At 58.4% G+C, this 17720-nt stretch carries 15 protein-coding genes; 13 read left to right on the top strand and 2 right to left on the bottom strand.

The genetic code is table 11. From position 1 onward, the window contains the following. Window positions 1-142 precede the first annotated feature (142 nt). The 4 genes from THTE_RS05065 to THTE_RS05050 all read left to right on the top strand — a co-directional run bounded on the left by THTE_RS05065 (window position 143) and on the right by THTE_RS05050 (window position 4660). The gene (locus THTE_RS05065; RefSeq protein WP_095414414.1) at window positions 143-1204 is read left to right on the top strand and encodes a Gfo/Idh/MocA family protein; all 1062 of its coding nucleotides are present in this window, start codon (window positions 143-145) and stop codon (window positions 1202-1204) included. Between the two features lie 367 nt (window positions 1205-1571). Further along, complete coding sequence (locus tag THTE_RS05060; RefSeq protein ID WP_095414413.1) at window positions 1572-2273, top strand: hypothetical protein; 702 nt, start codon at window positions 1572-1574, stop codon at window positions 2271-2273. A 278-nt stretch (window positions 2274-2551) separates the two neighbouring features. Then, a complete protein-coding gene (locus THTE_RS05055) occupies window positions 2552-3901 on the top strand; it encodes a trypsin-like peptidase domain-containing protein (protein WP_095414412.1) in 1350 nt (449 codons plus the stop codon). A gap of 402 nt (window positions 3902-4303) precedes the next feature. After that, on the top strand, window positions 4304-4660 hold the full coding sequence (locus tag THTE_RS05050) for a hypothetical protein (RefSeq protein ID WP_095414411.1): 357 nt from the start codon (window positions 4304-4306) through the stop codon (window positions 4658-4660). Between the two features lie 60 nt (window positions 4661-4720). Here THTE_RS05050 and THTE_RS05045 read toward each other — a convergent pair whose 3' ends face one another. Beyond that, window positions 4721-5992 carry a beta-ketoacyl-[acyl-carrier-protein] synthase family protein gene (locus THTE_RS05045; RefSeq protein WP_095414410.1) on the bottom strand — a complete coding sequence of 424 codons (1272 nt, stop codon included), beginning with the start codon at window positions 5990-5992 and terminating at the stop codon, window positions 4721-4723. Window positions 5993-6537: 545 nt separating this feature from the next. Here THTE_RS05045 and THTE_RS05040 point away from each other — a divergent pair. The 8 genes from THTE_RS05040 to THTE_RS05000 all read left to right on the top strand — a co-directional run bounded on the left by THTE_RS05040 (window position 6538) and on the right by THTE_RS05000 (window position 14753). After that, entirely contained in the window at window positions 6538-6987 is a 450-nt protein-coding gene (locus tag THTE_RS05040; protein ID WP_157731775.1) for a hemerythrin domain-containing protein, read from the top strand. Window positions 6988-7224: 237 nt separating this feature from the next. After that, window positions 7225-7791, top strand: coding sequence for a hypothetical protein (locus THTE_RS05035; protein ID WP_095414408.1), 567 nt, complete (start codon window positions 7225-7227; stop codon window positions 7789-7791). A 170-nt stretch (window positions 7792-7961) separates the two neighbouring features. Next, a complete protein-coding gene (locus THTE_RS17875; RefSeq protein WP_157731773.1) occupies window positions 7962-8330 on the top strand; it encodes a helix-turn-helix domain-containing protein in 369 nt (122 codons plus the stop codon). Further along, window positions 8305-8667 carry a transposase gene (locus THTE_RS05025; RefSeq protein WP_095414407.1) on the top strand — a complete coding sequence of 121 codons (363 nt, stop codon included), beginning with the start codon at window positions 8305-8307 and terminating at the stop codon, window positions 8665-8667. Before THTE_RS17875 ends, THTE_RS05025 begins: the two co-directional genes overlap by 26 nt. A 579-nt stretch (window positions 8668-9246) precedes the next feature. Next, the gene (locus THTE_RS05020; RefSeq protein ID WP_207651784.1) at window positions 9247-10131 is read left to right on the top strand and encodes a DUF1559 domain-containing protein; all 885 of its coding nucleotides are present in this window, start codon (window positions 9247-9249) and stop codon (window positions 10129-10131) included. 64 nt (window positions 10132-10195) lie between these two features. Further along, window positions 10196-10654, top strand: a complete 459-nt coding sequence (locus THTE_RS05015; RefSeq protein WP_157731771.1) for a hypothetical protein — start codon at window positions 10196-10198, stop codon at window positions 10652-10654. Between the two features lie 76 nt (window positions 10655-10730). Then, complete coding sequence (locus THTE_RS05010; protein WP_095414404.1) at window positions 10731-12071, top strand: FAD-dependent oxidoreductase; 1341 nt, start codon at window positions 10731-10733, stop codon at window positions 12069-12071. Window positions 12072-13130: 1059 nt separating this feature from the next. Then, on the top strand, window positions 13131-14753 hold the full coding sequence (locus tag THTE_RS05000; protein ID WP_237260204.1) for an Nramp family divalent metal transporter: 1623 nt from the start codon (window positions 13131-13133) through the stop codon (window positions 14751-14753). A gap of 88 nt (window positions 14754-14841) precedes the next feature. Here THTE_RS05000 and THTE_RS04995 read toward each other — a convergent pair whose 3' ends face one another. Next, entirely contained in the window at window positions 14842-16062 is a 1221-nt protein-coding gene (locus THTE_RS04995; RefSeq protein ID WP_157731769.1) for a GspE/PulE family protein, read from the bottom strand. A 499-nt stretch (window positions 16063-16561) separates the two neighbouring features. Between THTE_RS04995 and THTE_RS04990 the strand changes: the two genes are divergently transcribed. Then, complete coding sequence (locus THTE_RS04990; RefSeq protein WP_095414401.1) at window positions 16562-17713, top strand: hypothetical protein; 1152 nt, start codon at window positions 16562-16564, stop codon at window positions 17711-17713. Window positions 17714-17720 lie beyond the last annotated feature (7 nt).

Genomic DNA, 17720 nt, shown 5'->3' with positions numbered 1-17720 from the left:
TGCCTCCGCGCCGAATCGACGGTCCGGGAAAGACCGCTTGATTGACACCGAAAGCTTGCCCAGCAAATGCGCCGCGTGGCTTCGGCGGCGATCCCACGGAGAACTTTGAGACACGTTTCGTGTGTTAGGTTTTTGACACACCATGCCCGATTCACATACACCCTTGCGTATTGGCGTGATTGGTGCTGGTCGGCTGGGAACTTTTCACGCGCGAAAAATCAAACGGCTTCCCAACGTGGCGCTCGCCGGCATCGCCGACCCGGTAGAGGCCCGGCGGCTCGCACTTGCCGCGGAGTGCGATTGCCCGGCCTGGGAAGATTACCGACCGCTCCTTGCCGTCTGTGATGCCGTGGTGGTCGCCACCCCCGCTTCCACGCATGCCGGCATCGTGGAGGAATGCCTCGTGAAAGGTCGGCATGTTTTCGTCGAAAAACCCCTGGCCCTGAGCGTAACAGAGGGCGAACCACTCGTCCATCTGGCACGCCAATCGGGACTTGTCCTGCAGGTGGGTCACATTGAGAGGTTCAATCCTGCGTTCCAGGCTGCTGTTCCCCACATGCATGACCCCTGGCTCGTGGAAACGGTCCGGCAGGGCCCCTTCAGTTTCCGGTCCACAGATATCGGATGCGTCCTCGACCTGATGATCCACGACCTGGATCTGATACGGGCGATGATCGCGGCGCCGCTCTCTGAGGTCCATGCCACGGGTATCGCCCTCCTCGGTCCCCATGAGGACACGGCACAAGCGGAACTTCGCTTTGCCAATGGGGCAACTGCCCTATTAAAGACCTCCCGAATCGACAAGCAACCAGCCCGATGGATGCGGGTTTGGACGCGTGACGCGATTATCGACATCGACTTTGCCGCGCGCAAAACAACCGTGTGTCACCTGGGAAGAAAACTCCTCGAGGGCAAGCTGGATATCACACGGTTGTCGGGCACGGAGCTGGAAGAGCTCAGGCAGGCTTTCGAACCCCAGTATTTTGATCATCGGGAGCTCACCGTCAGCAACCAGGACCCCCTGGAAGAAGAACTTCGCGACTTCGCGGAAGCCGTGCGGACGGGCCGTCCCCCGCTGGTGACCGGCGAGAGCGGCCTGGAGGCCGTGGCTCTCGCGGAGGCCGTCATTCAGTCGCTTGAGCTTCACCGAATGGGCGAGCCGTTGCGGCCACGCGCGGTCAGGGAATGGCGCCGGGCAGCCTGATCGGGATTTCACCCCTTTCTGCCCAAATTTCCTGGGTTCGCCACGACCCTGTAAGCCCACCCCTCTGGCAGCGGTAGGATTTTGGAAAGGACTCCAGGGCAACTTGTCCCGTAACTTCCATTTGCTCACTGTAACGCAGTTAGACTGACGCTGCCCGCAATGTTTAACTAATCGTCAAAGTCTGGCCAATTCACCGGCCGATTCTCTCTAATACCTGCTGACAGGGTCCCTAACGGTGTGAGGTTTCCTGCCGCAAAAACTCGCGGCAGGCACGAACTCCGGGCCCACCCTAGGTGCACTCTGAGCAAGCAGCGCGGCTGTTATTTTCTGTGAACGCGCAAATCCAAGTCGGACAGGTTCACATGGTGTGAGATCGATACTGCGGCGATCAGTCACGATCACGGTCCTGACCGCACTGGCCAGCGTTTTTCTTGCCGGGTGCCGGATGGCTTGGTTATCTCCGTCCGCCCGATGCACTGCCTGTTGCCATCAGAGTTGCCGCCGCGTCACCTCTCCCGCCCAGTGCCGAAGCACCGCGGCCGGCCCGGCCGTGATTGGCCTCAGTGATCAGACGGGAGTACAAATTGCCGGCGACACCTGGGCGGAACACGTTTTTCCGCAAAGTTTTCGTCTCGCGTTGCGAAGTCCCGGAGGGAGGTTCTACGCCCTGCCCACTCGGCCGATTCTCGAAGTCCCACGCGTGCCAAACTCGGGCCCCACGGATTCCTCCCGCCCGTCGGTCGAGCCAGAGCCGATTCCCACTCCGCCGCCTCTTCCACAGAGTTCTGCCCCGATACTGGCCCCCCAACCGCCAGTGGCGAATGACTGGGGCAATTCGTCACCCCCTTCCGAATCCGCCGCTGGTCCAGAATCCCAGATGCCGCCCCTCCGAGAGATTTCGCCACCGAGGGCTGAGGAATCTGGACGCGGCATAGAGCCCTCGGAGTCCTGGTTATTTACCCTTCCCGCCGAGCAGCGTGTGGCCATCCGCACGCAAAGCCAGCAGGTCGTCCTGCCGGATTCACCGCCGCCGAATCCTGCGGCCCTGCGGCGTGTTCTTGGCCGCTGATCCCATTCCAAGCTCATCAACTGCTTCTCCCCGCCCGATGCCGCCTTATCGCTTTCAATATGGAACCCAGGGGAAGCCCGATCCGACTCTCACCGACTGCCCCCATCCGAAATGGCAATTTAGCAAAGATGCGATGAGTTTGTGAGGTTCCAAGGAGTCGCATCAAGCAGCCAATGAGCATTTCCGATTCATCCATTCTAGCCCGACCCAGCGCAGAACGGGTGGGCTGACGTCGTGTATGGGTCCCAGCAATTCCTAGCCAACGGCCTGCCGAGAACATGCTTGCAACACGATCTTTCCGTTTGACGGCCTGGGCTGGTGCCCTTTTCGCGATCTATGCCACTTTCGCTGCTGGATACACGCTTTCCGCAGATAATCCGCGAGAAACGCCCATCGTCATTGCCATTCGGAATGCCCGACCGGCGGTGGTCAATATCCGGGGCGAAAAAACCCTTATCACCACGGCGGGCACGTCAAGCCGACCGGAACCTGCTCGCCGCGTCAACGGGATGGGCACCGGGGTCATTATCGACGAGCGGGGATACATCGTGACGAATCATCACGTCGTGGACGGCGTCCGCGACATCGAGGTCACGCTGTACGACGGGACCCGCTACACCGCCAGACTCCTTGCCCGCGATCCTGAAACCGATCTGGCCATTATCAAGATTGATCCTGACCGCCCGCTTCAGGTCATCAAGATCGGTACTTCGTCCGATCTCATGCCCGGCGAATCCGTGATCGCGCTGGGCAACGCGTATGGTTATGAGCATACCGCGACCCGTGGCATCGTCAGTGCGCTCCATCGAGCGGTGCAGGTGAGCGACGCCCAGTACTACGATGATCTCATTCAAACTGATGCCAGCATCAACCCGGGCAATTCCGGAGGACCGCTCCTCAACATCAACGGGGAAATGATCGGCGTCAATGTGGCCGTGCGAGCCGGCGCCCAGGGGATTGGCTTTGCCATTCCGGTCGATCGCGTGGTGGAAGCGGCAGCCCGGCTTCTCGCCGAGATTAACAGCGAACGCATTCGATACGGCATCACATTCCAGTCGTTGCCACCCACCGGTCCACTGACGGTGGCATCTGTGGAACCGGACAGCCCGGCAGCCAAAGCCGGCCTGCTACCCGGGGACGTGATCACGGAAGTAAACGGCCAAAAGGTCGCTAACCCACTCGACTTCCAGCGTATTCTGCTGGACAAATCACCTGGCACTTCGCTGAACCTCGTCGTTCTGCGGAACCATACAACGGAAGACCAGCTCGCCCTCACCCTGGCGGAGCCAAAAAATGCCGCTCCTGTGGATGAGATTTGGTCGCTTATCGGACTGCGTTTGGAGCCCATTCCGCCGGAGAGATTTCGTCAGCAATTCCAAACCCATTACCGCGGTGGGCTATTAATCACCGATGTCCGGCCGGGAAGCCCCGCCGCCTCTCAGGGCCTGCGTAAGGGCGATGTTCTGGTGGGAATGCATTTGTGGGAAACGATTTCGGTGGAAAATGTCCTCTACATCATTCGCAGGCCGGATTTCGCGAGTTTTCTGCCCCTCAAGTTTTTCATCCTGCGGGGTAATGAAACGTATTACGGCTACTTCTCGATTGCGATGCGGGCGGAGAACCGCTGAAACGTCTCGCGATAAGAATTTGCGAGAGGCCAAAGGCTGTATCTCACGTGCGGTAGGAGCGATTCACACATTGCCCCTATCTTGAAAAAGGAGCCTCATCAAGCGGACTACGTCCGGTCGGTGAAATGCACTATCCTGCAATGTTGATCCCGCTAGTAGGTACCTGCGGACTCGAGCTCACTTCCGCGCAAGGCGCCGTGAGACTCGGTATGACCTCATGGTGAGACAGGAAAAAATGGGGCTGGCCGGGCACGGCGCAAGGTTGCCTGAACCCGATTCCCTAATCATACTTTTAAAAAGGAACATCGACCGCCACGCCGTCACCGCCGGGAATTTTAATTTGGGAAGGTCGTGCGCGGGGAAAAGCTCTCGTCTGTTTTGCATCACAAAGGAGCCGCGAACGTGTCCCAGGCAGACGATCCCTTCAAAAATCTGGATGAAATGATGGCCCCTGGGCCCGATCTTTCTCCCGGGGCGGCCCCGCCCGATTCTGACGGCTTGGGTATACCGCCCGTCAGCACCGCACCTGAAGAGGAACTGGCACCAGCGAAGCCCCCCAGGCCAACCCTTCGTGAGCGACTTCGCCAAATTGACATTTTTACCGTGATGCTTGGCCTATCTCTCCTGGCCATTATTATCGCGGTGATCGTGCTCGCTATTGAGCTAAGCCGTTATCAGTGGGACACGTCCGCACGGTCAGCCAGGCAATCAGTCATGGCGGGTCGGCCACCGGCGGTGGAAGTTTTCCGCTCGGTGTGAGCTCGGCGCTCGGTGTGGGTTACGAGTTGCACTGGGCGAGCCTTTTTGGGGGCAAAACCTCTACCGTGAGGGATTAGTCTCCACAACCAGAGCAGCGGCCTGGCCTACCTCGGTCCAATTCACAGCCACGCCGAGGTTGCTGGTCGTCTTCTGCGGTTGGCAGACAACGTTCACAGGGCACTCGGGGTCGGGATGCTCATAGTGAAGAGTTGGGGGCAGCAATTGCTGAGCCCCCAGCACGACCGTGGTAGCCAGTTCTAGTGCTCCCGCCGCGGCACCGGTGTTCCCGAAGAAACTCCGCGGCGCAGTCACAGGGACATCACCCAGTGCAGCCTGAATGGCTCGGCTCTCCAGAATATCATCCACCCGTGTGGCCACCCCCTGCGCATTGACGTGACCAATTTCCCGGGGCTGGAGTCGCGCATCTTTCAGGGCCTGGGAGATTGCCCTTTCCAGAGCGGGCAAGCACTTATCGAAGTGCGGTCTCTGGTACACACAGCACCGGCCCCAGCCGCGAAGGTGGGCCCAGATCCTTGCCCCCCGGGCTCGCGCATGGGCCTTCCGCTCCAGGACGAATAGAACGGCCGCCTCCCCCCGAACTTCTCCGTCCCGATCACGATCAAACGGTCGCGGACTTCCTACCCCGTCGTCTGCCAATTTGGAAAGTCGGCCAATGACTCCGAAGCGTGCCCAATCGAAGGGATTCATCTGGGAGCTGGCACCGCCCACCAGGACGACATCGGCGAGATTGCGTTCGAGGAGGCTCGCCCCTTCGATCACCGCCAGAAGCCCCGACAGATCACCCTGATGAATCGTGTTGTTGGGGCCTCTCGCATCGAGAACGATCGAAATATGAGAGGCGATCATGTTGGGGAGAACCTTGAGAAAGACCAGGGGAAAGGTCGCCGGCATTCCCTGCGGTGCCCAGCGATCAAAGTCAAACCGACCATCCACCATACAGGCGCGATAGGTGGGCTCGCTGTCCTCCAGAGCGCCGCAAATTCGATCCGCCCCCAAAACCACGCCGACCCGGTCGGGATCCAGACCGGCCGTTTCCAGGCCTGCGTTTTTCCAGGCCAGCATCGCGGCGGCCACCCCGAGCTGCGCATCCCTGGCCATCACCTTGAGCGCTTTTCGATTGGGCACGAATCGGCGCGGATCGAAATCCGTAATCTCTGCGGCCGATCGGACGGGTAGTCCCGAGGGATCGAACAATTGAATCTGCTTCACGCCCGACCGCCCGGCCAGCAGAGAGTCCGCAAAGGCGTCCAGGCCGATACCGATCGGGCTGACGATTCCGATTCCGCTAATGACGATATCCGTGGAAAGCATGCGTCATTGACACGAAAGACTGGGGCCGGTTCCCTCCCGGTTAGATAGCCACGAACTTTTTTCGTAATTCGCCTGTAATAAAAAACGCTAAGCGTGGCGAGAATCCGGTCACCGCTCGAACAAAATGGATATTTTATCCAAACTATCACGGGTGCCGGAGAAAATTCCAGTATATCCGATATGTCCGGTCCGCAACCGGGAGACCTCCGATGGGGTTCATCGACATCTTATCGGCGAAAAAAAGTCACGACACATGACAATTCGCGGGTTACCCGCGAAAAAGCTACACGGGATTCCAAATGCGCCCAAGTTACATGGCAAGAACGGGGAGGCGCTGGGCGGCTTTCCAATCGGTGGCCCCGTCCCATGGCGAAGGGAAATACCAGTGGAACGTTTGACGACAGCGATTCTAACTGTCACAATTAACGGTGGAACGGGAATGGATGGGACATGTATCGGCACGGCCTGAAGGATCGGCCTGTGCGGCAAAGCACGCTGTGGGCTTTGCCTGTCCGGGAAAACCTGAACTCTTTGGGAGGGACACTATGACTGCGTCGCGCCCCACAACTGCCAGCGTCCAGGCTCTTCTCGAGCAACATCGCCAGATCGAGCAGATCATCGGCGAGATCAAGGAGGCAATCCTCAACCATACGACGGATTGTTGCGCGATCGCCGAAAAAACAAAATTTCTCTGCCGTCTGCTGGCGGACCACTTCCGGTACGAGGAAGAAGGTGGTTACTTCTCCGAGGCCGTCCTGGTGGCCCCTCACCTTGTGGAACGGGCCAAGGCTTTGGAAAGCGAGCACCAGTCCATCCTCGATCTGCTTCAGTCCTATTGTCATAAAACATGCGCCGATGGAGTTGATCCTCAGGTTTGGTGGGCAACGGCCAAAGAGGCCTTCCTCGAATTCGAGAAAGCCATCGCCCGGCACGAGCACGAGGAGAACCTCCTCATCCAGGAGGCCTTTTTATCAGATTTTGGAACCAAAGACTGAGGTTCTGCCAAGCGTTGCGGCCATGGTGTTGCGTGACCTGCCGTGGGGGTACCGTATCGTTTGCTGGGGACACACAGGATGTCCCCAGCTTACTGAAATTCGAAAACCGTTATGCTGCTGACTCCGTCGATGGAAGCCAGACAAATTTTATGGATTTTGCGGGCTGTTCGGCCGATTGAGTTACGGTGAGGGAGTTTCGTGAGAAATTCCTTGCCGCTTTGAGAGGTCGAAACGCCCATGAGATACGGTTCGGTCATTCCTGCCTGGTTGCTTGCCGCGGGGTTTGTCACCCTCCTCGGTTGTCGAATGTGCTGCAGCCCCTACGATGAAGCCGGCCCGGTTCTCAATGAGCACGGGCGTCCGATCGCCTCCTCACGCTATCGGGCTGGGTCAATTCTCCAGACGCAACCGTCGGTTTCGCCGGCAGTAAAGGCGGGCATTTCCCCCTCCAACCGTCTCGGGCATACACAGAAAAGCTATCCGAAAAAGGTGACCGGCGTGGGTGTGCAAACCGCCACGTCAGAAAGGATACCCGAGACCATGGGCAAGCCGCTCACCCGCGAGGAGATGGAACCCTTCATTGATCTGGGAATACCGCCGGAAAACATCATCTCGATCGAGGATCGGCCTCTTTCGGAGGTTCAGAGCACCCTCAGTGCCGAGTCCGAGGTTGCGTCGAGTATTCCCCGTGATCGACGGGAACCTGCCAATCCCGCGCCGAAACCGCTCGTCTCTTCGGGCTCCCAGCCAAACCATGACGGCTGGATTCGCCTGGGCAGCCGAACCGGCACCACGCTGAAATAGACGTCGACGGGATTGCGAAACAGACGCCGGTTCCAACTTGTGCCCACTTCTTTCCGCGTGTTTGCAGCCCTTATTGACTGGGCGTTGGTACCCTCTCTACCGTTGGCCAAATCGTGTCCACCCAGGGCATCCCCACTTTTTCTCTGCTGTTGGGAAGGGACCTGAACCTAGTGCCCCGTCACAGGAAAAGATGCGGATTCTGTTGGGTAGGATCGGATGAACTTCGTGGCCGTTTCCTTTACGCCGCACCAAGGACGATTGCCACGCGAAAGACGTATATTGTCCGGCTGACCGAGGAGGAACGTCAGAAATGTCAGGAGGTCATTCGCAAGCTGAAGGCAACGAGCCGTAAGGTCCGTCGCGCTCAGATTCTGCTGAAGGCGGACGCGGACGATCCGGCTTGGAGGGACCAACGGATTGCCGAAGCGTTCGGGTGTCGGCGGCAGACGGTGGAGAAGATGCTTCAGCATTTTTTGGACCAAGAGCGACTGAGCGACGGAGGCGTCGGCGCTTTTGGACGGGCGTTACGCGGACTGTGAGCGGATCACGCTGATCTGTGACAACCTGAACACGCGCACGAAGGGGGCGTTTTACGAGGTGTTCCCAGCGGAGCGGGCTCGTCAGTACGTTCGCCGCATTGAGTTTGTTTACACGCCGAAACACGGCAGTTGGCTGAACGTGGTGGAGTGCGAATTGAGCTGTTCGACCCGGCAGTGTGTGGCGGGGCGTCGCCTGGGGGAGCTACGTCTTCTTCAGGAGGAAATTGCAACGTGGTCGGGAGACCTCAACGCTCGGCAGCGCGGCGTCGACTGGCAAATCACCGCGGAAGATGCCCGCGGCAAACTCAAGTCCGTTTATCCCAAAATTATCCTGTGACGGAGCAGTAAGGGCAATTCATGAATTGCCCCTACCAAGGCTGACGCCGCGACATGCCAACTGACCCCGGGCACGACAAGCGTGCCCCTCCGGAAGAATCCCGGCCCTTCCGCAAAAATGCCGGAGGGACCTGCTTGTCAGGTCTGTGTAGTGGGGCTGGGGAGGCGCCTGCTTCTCTCGACAGAAAAAGCACTCTCAGCGTTCACCGGTAGGGGCCATTCCTGAATCGCCCCTACGACAGATTAAGCCTTTGGCCCCTCACACATCCTTACAAAAAGTGGGGCTCGGCCAAAACGCCAGTTTGTTGACTCGTTAGGAAGGGTCCTTTACACTTGAAGAATTGGAAAAATTACCCTTGCCGAGGGAAAGAGACTTCATGTTCCCGCCCGTAGGCACCCAGCCGCAAGAGACCGGCCCAAAGTTAAAGGGGTAGCCTCGACCAAGCAGGTATATCATTCACCTCTGCGAGAGGTTCTCACTGAGTGGTAGGGTCTCTTTGCGGGAATGCTGTTGGTCATGGTTTAACGGTTTCATCGTTTCACATCTTTTTACCGGGATCACCGTCGAATGAGGAGGCCCATGATGAAGCGTAAGGCATTCACACTTGTGGAATTATTGGTCGTCATCGCCATTATTGGCATTCTGATTGCGCTCTTGTTGCCTGCGGTGCAGGCGGCTCGCGAAGCCGCCCGGCGGTCTCAGTGTGTCAACAATCTCCGCCAATTGGGCCTTGGCTTTCAGAACTACCACGACGTATGGGGTCAGTTTCCCTTGCCCGGAATGATCGCCAACGAATTGGGGTGGACGGCGTCCATCCTGGCCTTCATCGAGCAAAAGCCGATTTACGACCAGATGGACTGGACGGCGGGCAGTTATACAATGCCGGGCAAGATCAAGCACGCCGCCAACCGCATCCCAGTCTATATCTGCCCGTCGGGAATTCAGGACCGAACGGAATATGCTTCGGAAATCTGGCCGAACCCCGGTGGCCAGAAGGTTTACACAGTTCATTACTACGGGATCCTCGGACCGTATGGTACTAACCCCACGACCAACCAGACCTACAAATGCCGTAACACAACCCAGGCTTTTGGTGGCGAATGTGATCAGGGAATCATGTGGCAGTATTCGAGCCGTATGGCGGATATCACCGACGGGACTTCAAACACTTTGTTGCTTGGGGAGATTTCCTGGTCGCAGATGACCAAGTACCGTGCCTGGACGCGGGGCAAATTTCAGGATAGTCGTGGCACCCTCTACCTTCTGTCCAAATATCTTCGCTTCCCGATCAACTCGAAAAACGAATCGATCTGGAATGGAATCGCTTTCGGTAGTTTCCATCCCGGAGGATGCCAATTCGTCAATGCCGATGGGTCGGCACGCTTCGTTTCCGAGACAATCGATTTCGGCATTTACCTTGCCCTGGGCAGCAAGGATGGTGGAGAGTCACTCCAGTCGCAATGACAGGGGTATGTGTTCGCACCCTTCTCGACAGACACACCAGCCTTGGGACAGGAAAGGAACCGGGATGATGACTCCGCTTCGGCAATCGCAAACTTTGTTGATCTGTGCTGCCATTGGCTGTTTGGTTCTCTTCCAGGGGTGTGGAAAGAATGATCCACGCAAGAATCGGATCTCAGGAACCATTACCTATCGAGGCCAGCCAGTTCCAGCCGGTTCGATCACGTTCATCCCTGACGCATCCAAGGGGAATTCGGGACCGGCTGTCACGATTCAATTCGAAAACGGACGATACGACTCCCGCACCAGCGGCGTTGGGCATATTGGCGGACCGCATAAGGTCCGCATTACGGGTTTAACGGGGAAAGACTCCGGTGACGAGTTCTTCCCGCAGGGGACGCTCTTATTCCCGGATTACGAAACCTCGGCTGACCTGCCCACCGGCCCCAGCGAACAGAACTTCGTGATCCCCGACGACTGGGTCCTTCCTCCCCCCACGCCAAATCAACCGTATGAAGGGCCCTGAGCAGCGGCTATAAAGCCAGAACCATCCGAACGGTTCTCAACCCGACCGAACAAGGTCAAAAAAGGGGGTGTTGGTGATGCCAAGATCCACCTTCAGCCGGCGGCTTTTCCTCGGCTCCAGTACCGCTGCCGTTGGGCTTTCCTTGCCCCTGGTCAATCAATTGCAGGCTGCCGAGGTTGCTCCCATCGGTGCGATCTCTACAGACGTCCTTGTTTGTGGTGGCGGTCCGGCCGGGATGGCGGCGGCGGTGATGGCTGCCCGGCAGGGTGTCAAAACGCTTCTCCTTGAGCGCTATGGCCGTCTTGGTGGCATGGCCGTGCATGCCCGGGTGGGACCTCTCATGGGTTCTTCCGATAGCCCCTTTGTCCGCGAGGTCCTGAAACGCATCGGCGGCCCGCGATGCAACCCGGAACTTTTGGACTTGCAATACGCTTCACTTGTGGAAGAAGCAGGGGGAGAGATTCTGCTCCACTCTTGGGTCTTTGATGTTGTGAAGGAGGGGAACTCTGTCCACGGTGTGCGATTCCTGAGCAAGGAGGGAATCTTCACCGTCGAAGCTAAAGTCATCATCGACGCTACGGGGGATGGTGATGTCGCTTGCGCGGCTGGTGCTCAGTTCGAAAAAGGCCGAGCTAGCGACGGACTTCTGCAACCCATGAGCATCATGTTCACCGTCGCTGGCGTCGATTGGGACAACGCCCTCTTCTGTGGGAGTGAAGAAGAAGCAACCCGAATCAAAATCGGCGATTTGACATGGGAACAGGTCGTCCACAATGCCCAGAAGGCGGGTATGCTGCCGGCCAATGTGGGCGTCATCCGCACGTATCGCGGGCACCGCCCTGGCTGTGTCGTTGTCAATGCCACACAGGTTAATCAGGTGGATGGCACGAAGGTGGCGGATCTGACAAAGGCTGAACTCGAAGGCCGACGCCAGGCCCTCCAGGTTCTTGAAGTCCTTCGCCAGTTTGCCCCAGGTTATAAGGACGCCTCCATTGCTGCAATGCCGGCAGTGATCGGCGTGCGTGAAACGCGCCGATTCCTGGGCGAATACTACCTCACCCGCGATGATCTTCTCGCCGGCCGAAAACACCCGGATGCCGTGGTCAAAAGCGCGAATTTTGTGATCGATATTCACAATCCAGCGGGGCCGGGTCAGGCTGAGGGCTTCGCTCAAAGGGTAAAGCCGTACGACATCCCCTATCGTTGTCTCGTTCCGAAAACCATTGACAATCTCCTTCTCGCAGGACGATGCATCAGCGGCAGCCACGATGCCCACGCCTCGTACCGGGTTCAGCAAATTGCCATGGCCATTGGAGCGGCCGCCGGTACTGCCGCCGCAGTGGCTGTTCAGTGCGGTTCCACCCCGCGACAGGTCGATGTTCGCAAAGTTCAGTCCATTCTCTGGCCGCAAACTTGAGGCTTTTTTGCGAAATATCAGGTGAACCCTATTGATCCATGACCCGACGACAGTGGGGCCGGATGACAATCGGAGCCATCTGCGTTGTGCCTTATCTTGGCGAGAGAGAGGTCAAAAGATTGAGAGACTGGATAAAATCGGGAGTTCGCGCAGGAGAAGGATCATGGGACTGCCTAACGCAAGGAGCTAAAAAGCCCTGTTCCAGGGGCGGGAAGATCGTATTTGAACGGGAAAAACGACGTGATCTAGCGTTTTGCCGCGCCCCGGACACGCAGCTTTTGCAGAACGCCCTCCCGCGAGAACCGTTCCGCACGCGAAGGCTTTACAGCTCAGATCGGGCACGACAAGCGTGCCCCTCCGCAAAAACCTCCGAGGGACGTACTTCGGAGGGACCTGCTTGTCAGGTCCGTATGTTGGAAGTCGGGAGGGGTCTGCTTCTCCACACAGAATGGGTACTCTCAGCGTTCACCGGTAGGCGCAATTCATGAATTGCCCCTACCAAGGCTGACGCCGCGACATGCCAACTGACCCCGGGCACGACAAGCGTGCCCCTCCGGAAGAATCCCGGCCCCTCCGCAAAACCTCCGAGGGACCTGCTTGTCAGGTCCGTTGGAGCTATCCTGCGTCTTACTGCGGGCGCTGCTTCTCTACACGCAACGGGCACGACAAGCGTGCCCCTCCGCAAAACCCCCGAGGGACGTGCTTCGGAGGGATCTGCTTGTCAGGTCCGTATCTGGGAAAGGTGGAGCGTGACAAGCTTTCCCCGCTTATTCGCTGGCTTGGTCGAAAAATCGAGAAAAATTGCTCCAGGAGGGGAAAAAGCACCCTGTTTGCCGCATCTCCCGCGGGGAGGGCATTTTCCAGACCTTTCGGAAGTCCCGTCAATCACGCGAGATGGGGACAACGCAACGGACTCGGTCAGCGTGTCCATGCCTGGCAGTGCGGGCGGCTGTTTTTTACAATGACGGACGCTCGAAGCCCGGCAAACAGGCGTTCAGACTTTAACAGCAAAGATGTCCTGAAGATTGTTCCCGGTTTCCATTCCCAACCATGGGAAAAATGGCCGATCGCGATGCAGACGACTCTCGCGCAGCTCCGGTGATTGCGGGGCCGGTCGCGTCTTCCCCCGAGCAAACTGACGAAGGTATGCGACCGCCGCCCCGGCATTTCCTGGAGATGCTTCTCCGCATGGGGCCGGGAATGATCATCGCGGCGGCTGTCGTGGGTTCTGGAGAACTGATTTTGACCCCCCGCACGGGTGCGGAGGCGGGGTTCACTCTGCTCTGGCTGATCATTCTGGGCTGCGTGAGCAAAGTTTTTGTGCAGGTCGAGCTGGGGCGCTATGCCATCCAGTCCGGTCAGACCACCCTGCTGGCGATCAACCGACTTCCCGGTCCTCGCCTTCGCGTGCACTGGATGCTGTGGTACTGGGTCGTCATGTTTGTGGTGAGCCTTGCTCAGCTCGGCGGAATCGCTCACGGGGTGGGCCAGGCGCTCGCGCTGGCGTTCCCCATTAACGGCAGCTTCACGCGATTGCTCGCCGCCCAGGAGCAATGGGATACTGAAGCCGCCCGGGTGCGGGAGGAGATCCTGACCGAACTTCGCCAAACCGGTCAACTTCCCGCACGTTCTGAAATCGAGACGAAAGTACGGCAACGGCTGGGACGACCGCGGCCCAATTATGGCGTGGGGGCCTTCTGGCTCACGGACGATCTTCTCTGGGCGGTGGTCATCTGTCTAGGGTCGATTCCGCTGTTGACATACGGGCGTTATCGCCTGATCCAGTGGGTCTGCACCATCCTGGTGGCGGTTTTCACCCTCGTGACCATCTTTTGCGTGGTGGCTCTGCAATTCCAGCCGAGCTGGGCGATCACATGGCGCGACCTTGCCAGCGGGCTGAGCTTCCAGTTACCGCCGGGCGCTAACCGTTGGGCAGCCCTGGGCACCGCTCTGGCAACTTTTGGAATCATTGGAATGGGCACCAACGAACTCATCACCTACCCCTACTGGTGCCTGGAGAAAGGCTATGCCCGCTATACCGGACGCTACGATGGTTCTTCCGCGTGGGTATCTCGAGCTCTGGGATGGATGCGTGTCATGCGAGCGGATGCCTTCCTGTCCATGGTCATTTACACTTTCGCTACCGCTGCTTTCTACATTCTCGGCGCCGCCATTCTCCATCGAGCAAACTTGATTCCCAGCGGGGCTCAGATGATTGCCCATCTCAGCGAGATGTACGTGCCTGTCTTCGGAAACTGGACGAAACTTTTCTTCCTGACGGGCGCGTTTGCAGTTCTGTATTCCACCTTTTTCTCGGCGATGGCCGGGCACTCCCGCGTGGCGGCGGACGCGGTGGCCATTGTTGTCACAGGAAAATCTGGCGAGCATGGTCCACCTCAACGATGGGTGACGGCTTTCGCCATCGGATTCCCCCTGTTTGCCCTCATCACGTGTCTTTGTTATCGGGAACCCGTGGGGCTGATCGTGGCCAGCGGTTTCATGCAGGCCATCATGCTGCCCATGCTGGCGGGTACAGCTCTCCATTACCGCTATTGGGAATGCTCGCCGGCCCTGCGGCCGGGAATTCTGTGGGACATCTGCCTGTGGATTTCCGCCGCAGCGCTTCTCATTGCCGGACTCGCCGGCGCCTGGATGGGGCTCCGACAACTCCTGGCAGGATAGGCAACTCGCGGATGGCCCGGCAGAACACTCGGAAACGACTTATCACACAAGCGCACCGTTCAGCTTTCGCTCACATCCTCTGGGAGCGTCACTCCAGAATTCTCCAGTAGTCACTCCAACCAAGGACACGCCGCACTTCCACAGGCGTCGTCCGCCCTTCTTTAACGGCCTGCACAGCCGAGTCCCAGAGCGAAACCATCCCCTGTTCCAGGGCCAATTTCTCCAGCGTCACAACATCAACGCACTCAAGTACCGCCCGAGCTATTCTCTCGTCTTGAAGGAGCAAGATCTCGGCGATGGAAAATCGGTTCGTGTAACCGGTATTGCGGCATTCTGGACAGCCCCGGGCAACCCGCACGCGGTCGACCGGCAACCCCAATGCGGCCTGGGGGTCGTCCGTCCACTCGCTGCACGTACACACCTGGCGGAGCAGCCGCTGAGAAAGGACCGCCAGAACGCCGCTGCGGATGAGGTAGGGCTCAATACCCATGTCGAGAAGTCGGCCCACAGACTCCGCAGCCCCGCCTGCATGAAAAGTGCTCAAAATGAGATGCCCCGTGAGAGAGGCCTCCACCGCCGCCTCAGCCGTGGCGCGATCACGTATCTCCCCGACCGCCACAACCTCCGGGTCCTGACGCATCAGATAACGCAGGGCCGCACTGAGATCCAGCCCCACACGCGGTTCCACCTGGCTCTGGATGACACCAGGAATGGCCACTTCAATGGGATCCTCGATCGTGATGATGCTCCGCGGGATTTCCTCCTGCACCAGTTCCCGTAAACAGGCATACATTGTGGTGGTCTTGCCGCTACCGGCGGGACCGGTCATGAAGATCGCTCCCGAGGTTTCCCGCAACAACTTTTTCAACAACTCCGTGATGCGCTGGGGAAATCCGAGGTCGTCGAGCAGTTTGAATCGGGTCTCCTCCGGGAAAAATCGGGCTACAACGCGTTCGCCGTAAAGAGAGGGAAAGGTGCTGATACGGACTTCCGGCCCTCCCACCGGTCGGCGTATTCGGCCTTCCTGCGGGATGTCGCTCCGGTAGGTCAGCAGATCAGCCAAAACTTTCATTCGCGTGATGACCTTCCGCTGCGCGAAGGCCGGCAGTGTCCCCGCCCGGTGGAGAACCCCGTCGACACGGACACGGACCTCCAGTCCGTCCTCCAGGGGATTGAGGTGGAGATCGCTCGCGTCAAGCTCCCCAGCCCATTTCAAGAGCTCGTCCACGACTCGGACCGCGAATTCCGAATCCGATTCCTTACACAGTGCCAGGATATCTTCGAAGCGGGGAAACGCCGTTTCCGCCATGGCCGATCTCCTCCACCACATCAATCCACATACTTCGCGCAAGAATGCCGGGAAATACCGGTACACCTAGAATACAACGAACGGTTTCCCGGTCATACGGGTGGCAGGGCTTTCGGCAACCATTTCGTAGAGCCGACAAATTGGCGACGAAAAACCCCATATCCTCTGACTCTTCCGACAACCGACCGGATGCAAAGCACGGAAAGTTTGCGTCCGCGGTGTGGAACCTCGTACAACCATTCTCGGTCTGTTTCACCCCGAGGCTCGCCTCGTCGCTGCAAATGCCCTTGGCTTCCCAAGACCGAAGTGAGCGAAGCTGGATTTCGCTCAATGGTGGCTTCGGCGGCGAATGACTTCCCCTCGGGAAAAATAGCTGCCTTCTTTCGCACCTTCGGATTACCAGAAAGGAGTCGGGGAAGTTATACTCAAATTGTGAGCCGGTGCTGAACGACAGTCACGCGGAACATGGTAACGTTTTTCCCGTGGAGGCGGTGCGAGGATGGCCAGTTCCGATCAGACAACTCCTCGGCGAGAAGGTGAATCGCCATCTCTCCCGGACAGGCAGTCATCTCAAAATGAAACCCATCGCGAGAGCGAGGTTTTTGACTTCACCGAGGCCGGAACCGAAACAGGTTCTGACACCTCGATCCTGAAACAGCAAGAAGCAGCAGAGAGATCGCCTGCTCCGGCGGATATGGTCTCTTCCTTCGAGACGGCGAAAACCGGTGAGTTTCCCAACCCGCAGGAAATCGAAGAACCATCTTCTGAAGCCGCAGAAACCACTGAGGCCGTGGAGGAAGAAGTTTTCGAATTGCCCGAGGACGAGCTGCTCGATCTGCCGACCTCCAAGGATTATCGGCTCGTTTCCACCACCGACGAGCCAGAGTCCGAGCCGCAAGAACAGAGCCGCCGGCCTGACGACGAGTTGAATGATAGCACCGCCGAAGTGGAAACCATCTCAACCGTCGCACCGGAGACCGCTTCCAGTCCTGAAGGGCCACAAGATCTTCTGCCACCCGAGGATCAAACTACTGAGGAAACTGTGGCAACCTGCGAATTGCCCGAAGCGGCGGCACCTTCGACCGAAGAAGGCAGCGCCGCGGAAGCACAGGCCGAGGCGAAAACAGAAGACGAGGTCCTTTTGGTCAGGTTGCCGGACACCGACCAGTGGGTCCCGCTCAATGAATTGGTCGTCCAGCAAACTGGGGAACCCTTGGGACTGGCAGCCGCTCGGTGGATCACCCGACTGTACCTGAAATCCCTCCGTTCAGAGGACCAGGCCGCGGATTTTGAGGCGATCACAGGCTCTCTGGAGAGCGAACCATCCGCAGAGGCCGTGGCTTTTCCAAAGCTGGAAACCGACGAAAAACAGCTTGACTACCGCGAGCGGGTTCGCAAAGGCAGGCCACAGAAATCGCTGCTGGGCGAAATTGTGGGCATTGTGCTGGGTGGAATCGGGGGATTGTTGATCGCCTACTACGCCCTCAACTTCTTCGGTGGGAAACAATACGACTTTGCCAACATTCCCCTGCCGGGCATTCCCCACACCTATCACCACGCACCTGACTGGATGAAGTCCTGGCTCAACCGTCTATCGGCAGGTAACGAGAGAGCTGGGGAAAGTACCTCCGCCGAAGTGACGCAACCGTGAGACCGCG

The sequence above is a fragment of the Thermogutta terrifontis genome (assembly GCF_002277955.1).
GTDB classification, from domain to species: Bacteria; Planctomycetota; Planctomycetia; order Pirellulales; family Thermoguttaceae; genus Thermogutta; species Thermogutta terrifontis.
This window is presented reverse-complemented; position numbering and strand designations above follow the sequence as displayed.